The sequence below is a fragment of the Streptomyces albidochromogenes genome, assembly GCF_005981925.1.
GTDB lineage: Bacteria > Actinomycetota > Actinomycetes > Streptomycetales > Streptomycetaceae > Streptomyces > Streptomyces albidochromogenes.
Genome location: NZ_VBVX01000407.1, coordinates 1 through 4,974 on the forward strand (window position 1 = coordinate 1; position 4,974 = coordinate 4,974).

At 71.4% G+C, this 4,974-nt stretch carries 4 protein-coding genes and 2 tRNA genes; 3 read left to right on the forward strand and 3 right to left on the reverse strand.

Annotated features, from left to right (window positions below; all coding sequences use genetic code 11):
- Positions 1-92: 92 nt before the first annotated feature.
- On the reverse strand, positions 93-503 hold the full coding sequence (locus tag E2E34_RS31255) for a DUF3291 domain-containing protein (protein ID WP_138905224.1): 411 nt from the start codon (positions 501-503) through the stop codon (positions 93-95).
- 380 nt (positions 504-883) lie between these two features.
- On the opposite strand from E2E34_RS31255, the gene E2E34_RS31260 reads away from it, so the two are divergent.
- Positions 884-1,162 carry a hypothetical protein gene (locus tag E2E34_RS31260; protein ID WP_244316303.1) on the forward strand — a complete coding sequence of 93 codons (279 nt, stop codon included), beginning with the start codon at positions 884-886 and terminating at the stop codon, positions 1,160-1,162.
- 174 nt (positions 1,163-1,336) lie between these two features.
- Here the strand turns inward: E2E34_RS31260 and E2E34_RS31265 are convergent.
- Positions 1,337-1,409 (reverse strand) — tRNA-Arg (locus E2E34_RS31265).
- A 174-nt stretch (positions 1,410-1,583) separates the two neighbouring features.
- A tRNA-Ser gene (locus E2E34_RS31270) sits at positions 1,584-1,674 on the reverse strand.
- Positions 1,675-1,868: 194 nt separating this feature from the next.
- On the opposite strand from E2E34_RS31270, the gene E2E34_RS31275 reads away from it, so the two are divergent.
- Positions 1,869-2,342: an SSI family serine proteinase inhibitor gene (locus tag E2E34_RS31275; RefSeq protein ID WP_138905225.1), complete on the forward strand. Its 474-nt coding sequence runs from the start codon at positions 1,869-1,871 to the stop codon at positions 2,340-2,342.
- Between the two features lie 307 nt (positions 2,343-2,649).
- The gene (locus E2E34_RS31280) at positions 2,650-4,920 is read left to right on the forward strand and encodes a PAS domain-containing protein (RefSeq protein WP_439333700.1); all 2,271 of its coding nucleotides are present in this window, start codon (positions 2,650-2,652) and stop codon (positions 4,918-4,920) included.
- Positions 4,921-4,974 lie beyond the last annotated feature (54 nt).

Genomic DNA, 4,974 nt, shown 5'->3' on the forward strand with positions numbered 1-4,974 from the left:
CCCCTCCGCCCACCGCAGACCACCGCACAGCCAGCCCATACCCGCAGGCTAGCGGCCGCCACTGACAACCGGCCGCCGACGACCGCCGCCCCTCAGACCGACGGCTCGTCGTTCCTCGCCCGGTCGGCGAGACGGCGCTTCGCGTCGTCCCAGCCGATCGGCAGCTCCGTGGCCGGCACGTCCCAGAAGGTGAACGTCGAGACCCTCATGGTCGCGCGCAGCCCGGTCATGATGCCCCGGTGCGGTTCGGCCCTCGCGTACGCGTAGAGCGCTTCCCGGCTCTCCCAGGCGGAGAGCGTGTAGAAGACGCGCTGGGTCGGCCGGGCGATGAGCGACGCCCCGTACGCTCCCGGGGCGGACCGCACCTGCCGCCACGCGGCGAGCGACTTCCAGAGGAACCGGGGCACGTCCCGCAGGGACCGCACCTCGAACCGGGAGGCCATGACGACGGCCCGGGCGTGCGGCGGAGCTGCGTGGGGAGTGATCCAGGGGAGCGTCGGCATCGTCCGTCTCACCTTCGTGGCTGCGGCGGGGCCGCTCCGCGGAGCCGCACCCCGGCAATCTTGTCACTGTCCAGATTAGACCCCGCGCCCCGCCCCGGCCGGCGAACAGCCAAAAACGCGCCTCGACGAGCCGGCGCCGGACTCCGGGAGCACACCGGCGAGTTGCCCGGAGGACCACGCCGGTCACTGCCACCGGTGCGGCGGCTCTCCCTTCGGCCCGAACGCGGTGCAGCATCCCCTGCCACGGCCCGGTCCTCCCCCGCCCGGGACACCCGTCACCCGTGCGGCTCACTCCTGGTGGTCGCCGTACCTGGCTCTCGTACTTCACCGCGACGGTCCCTCCGGCGGAACGAGACGCGTGACCGTAACGTCCCAGGTGCATGACACTGTCGCGCCACGCCGCCGTCCACAAGCCGTATCCGTATGACATCAATACGCACTGCGGGATCAAGTGGGTCAAGTTCGACAGCCGTTGGTGGGTGCTCGACTCTGTGTTTCCCGGTGTCGAGCAGGTCAAGGGGGAGCCATCCTCACCGCACGGTCAGAGGCTCGCCGGTTACATGACCCTGATCGGCCCGGACACTGCCAACTTCGACGCTGTCGGCATGCCCACGATGCAGTTCGTGCCGACCGAGGACGACCCGCCTGGCTGCGCCTAGGCCGACCGGCGTAAGCGCAGGCGTCACCCGAGACCGGCGAGCTCTCCGAGATCACCGGATCCGGCGTGCCGGGCGTCGGATCCTCCACCGCGCTGACGCGGTTGCTGAACTTCGCCCTCGCACGGGAAACACCAGAGGCCCTCAGGATTTCTCCTGAGGGCCTCTGGCCTGCTGTGCACTCGGCAGGATTCGAACCTGCAACCTTCTGATCCGTAGTCAGATGCTCTATCCGTTAAGCTACGAGTGCTTGGCGTTGGGGGCTTTTTCCGCCCCGTCGGCGTTGCGAGAACAACATTACATGACCTGCGCCGTGACGCGAAATCCATTGGCCACACCCGCGCTGAGCTGCGGAAACGACCTTCAGACGGGCATCGAACGACCGAAGCCCCGGTCCGTGGACCGGGGCTTCGGTGATCAAGCGCGGAGGCGGAGGGATTTGAACCCTCGATGGGCTTTAAGACCCAAACCGCATTAGCAGTGCGGCGCCATAGACCGGACTAGGCGACGCCTCCAGCACACTCTCTCGCCTGCGCGAGTGGGTGCGTGCAGATGATGACACAGCCTTGCGGGATGCCACCAATCGCAGACCACGGTACTAGGCGGGCGGGTGCCAGGGCAAAGTCTTACCGGTTGCGCAACGCCGGGGTCTGCGGAGCGTTAGAGAGTGCGGGGCACTCCCGCCCCCTCTTGAACCTCAGGAGCCTCCATGCTGCGCCGTCTCACCCTCACCGCCGCCGCGTCCTTCGCCGCGCTGTCCGCCGCCACCCCCGGCGCGTCCGCAGCGGCGGCGCCGATCCCGCTCCCCGTGCTCCAGGAAGTGCTCCAGAGCGCGGACGACAAGGAGCGCGACACGCAGGACCGGCTGACCGTGACGACGGCCGAGACGGGAAACCGCGCCGCCAACGGGACGTACGAGCTGACCTGCGGGCCGGCCGGCGGCACGCACCCGGAGGCGCGGGCCGCCTGCGACCGGCTCGAAGAGCTCGCGGGGGAGGACGGCGACCCGTTCGCGCCCGTGCCGCAGGACCGGATGTGCACCCACCAGCACGGCGGGCCGGCCACCGCGCGGATCACGGGTACCTGGAACGGGCGAAACGTCGACGCGAAGTTCAATCAGGGCAATGGCTGCGAAATCTCCCGCTGGCGCCAGATGGAGCCGGTGCTTCCCAGCGTGCGTTGAACGCTGCGCGCGGGTCCGCCCCGGTGGCCGCCGTGGGGCACTCGTACCTGGTCAGGGCATACGCCGCCGCGTCCGATGTGCCCCCAAGCGCACACAACCTTGGTGAGAGCTCCCCCTCATCCGCCGTCGCGGGCATGTCCCCTGCCTTTAGACTCCCTCCAGTGACAGCTTGCGGCCCGAGGGGCAAAATGAGGCCGGCTGTCGGCAAGGTGCAGTAGTTCAGGGAGGAACCGTCGTCGTGAGCAGCAGGCCATCCCGAGGCGCTGCTCGCCTCGCAGCGATACTCGACGCACTTCCTGACGGGCTGTTGCTCGTCAACTGCAACGGCACCGTCGTCAACGCCAACACCATCGCCCTGGAGACGTTCGAGTCGCCCGGCACCGGACTCGTCGGGCGCGGACTGCTCGACCTCCTGCCGACGTTCGACTCGAAGCTGATCCCCGGATCGATGCGACGGGCCGACGGCGCGGACGATCAAGGGCGTACGAAACCGACCCGCATGATCGCGCGGCGCACGGACGGGACGGAGTTCCCGGTCGAGGTGACCAGCGCGAACCTGGAGGACGGCCGGGACGCCTACGCGTCCCACACCGAGCGGTCCGGCTACACCGGCGACGAGCTGCTGATGCTCGTCGTCCGCGATCTTTCCGGGACCGTCGACACCGAGGCCGAACTGGCCCGCTCCCAGCGCCAGACCGAGATGATCCTGCGCGCCGCGTCCGAGGGCGTCGTCGGGACCGACACCGACGGACGCGTCGTCCTGGTCAATCCGGCCGCCGCCCAGATACTGGGTTACCGCGCGAGCGACCTCGGCGGCAAGGAGCTGCACCCCCTCGCGATCCACTCGAAGGCCGACGGCACGCCCTTCCCGTACGAGGACTCGCCGCTGGCCGACACCCTCAAGTCCGGGCGCAAGCACCGGGTGCGCGGTCAGGTCCTGTGGGCGAAGAACGGCAAGCCGGTCGCCGTGGACCTCACCACCGCGCCGGTGCGGGACGGCGACCAGCTCGTCGGCGCCGTGATGACCTTCACCGACCGGCGGCCGTACGACGAACTGGTCGAGAAGCAGGCGGAGGTGCTCGACCGCGAGACCAAGCGGTACGAGGAGATGGCCGGGCGGCACGCCCAGCTGACCGCCGTACTGGGCGACTCGCTGCGCGGGCCGCTGGAGGAACTGCGGGGCGAGCTGGGAACCCTGGCCTCCGACCCGGCCGGGCAGCTGTGGCCCGAGGCGAACCAGATCCTGCATCACCTGGCCGCCGGATACGCCCGTATGACCACTCTTGTCGACAATGTCCTGGGCTTTCAGCGGCTGGCGGCGGGCACCGAGCAGCTCGACAAGCAGAAGGTCCTGCTGGACGGCGTCGTGGCGGCCGGTGTCGAGGGCGCGATCGAACTGATCGGTCCGGGGCGCGCCCAGTTCGCGGTGCACGCGCCGCCGATCGAGGCCGAGGTGGACGCGGGACGGCTGGCGACGGCGCTCGCGCACCTCGTCGCCGACGTGGCGGGGATCGACTCGACGGGCAAGGCCCCGACGGCGGCGCCCGGCGGCGGCTACGCGGACTCGACGATCGTGGTCGCGGCGGCGCAGCGCGGCGAGGTCGTACGGATCGAGGTGCGCGGCCCGTACGCCGGGGGCGACCCGGTGCACGAGCCGATCGTGCGCGGCATCGTGGCGGCCCACGGCGGCGTGCTCCAGACGCACGAAGTGCCGGGTATGGGCGGGAACGCGTACGTGCTGGAGGTGCCGCTCGGGGCGGGCTCCGGTGCGATCGCCCCGCCGCAGGGCAAGGCTTCCGTTCCGGACCCGGTGCCGGTGCCGGCGCAGCAGTCGGCTCCGGCGGACGGCGGCGGGCGGCGGGCACGGCGCTCGTCCACGGACGCCTTCCTGGAGCCCGACGGCAAGCGCGACGCGGGCGCCGACGGCGAGGCCGCCGCGCCCACCGGCTACGCCGAGGCACGCGGCCTGTGGCACAGCACGCCCGTGGACAAGCTCTTCCCGCCCACCATCAAGGGCGACGGCGCGGGCCCCGGCGGCGCCGACCGCGTCTGGACGCGCGTCGCCGTCGCCCCCGACAGCGGCTGCGCGAAGGCCCTCGACCCGCTGCTGCTCAAGGCGGTGGAGCCGGTCGGCTGCCTGCGCCTGCTGCGCGCCACCTACACCGACGCCACCACCAGCAGCGTCACCACCGTCGGCCTGCTGTTCACCGAGGCCGACGCCCCGGCCATGAACGCGCTGCGGGCCCGCTTCAGCACCGAGGGCCTCGCGGACCGCACCGACCTGATGCCCCGCACCTACCCCGCCGAGGGCACCGTCGCCGCCGGTTTCGGGGACCGGCAGCGCGCGAGCTGGACGGTGCGTGTGCTCACCGACGTACCCGTCGTGGTGTACGCCGTCTCCGGCTTCGCCGACGGCCGCGCCGTCGCCGACCCGCAGCCCGCCGGCCGGGCCACCGTCGCCGGCGCGACGAACGCCCCCGCCCAGGCGGGCCTCGGCCACGAGGCGAAGGGCATCGCCGACCGCGTCGAACGAGGTCTGCGCAAGACCGCACAACCGGCCACGGAGCCGCCCCGATGAACCACCCGCCCGCCGCCGTCACCGTGATGGTCGACGACCCGGCGCAGCTGGACT

Coding starts and splice junctions, on each gene's coding strand:
- E2E34_RS31255 (WP_138905224.1), bottom strand. CDS start 503: ATGCCGACGCTCCCCTGGATCACTCCCCACGCAGCTCCGCCGCACGCC.
- E2E34_RS31260 (WP_244316303.1), top strand. CDS start 884: ATGACACTGTCGCGCCACGCCGCCGTCCACAAGCCGTATCCGTATGAC.
- E2E34_RS31275 (WP_138905225.1), top strand. CDS start 1,869: ATGCTGCGCCGTCTCACCCTCACCGCCGCCGCGTCCTTCGCCGCGCTG.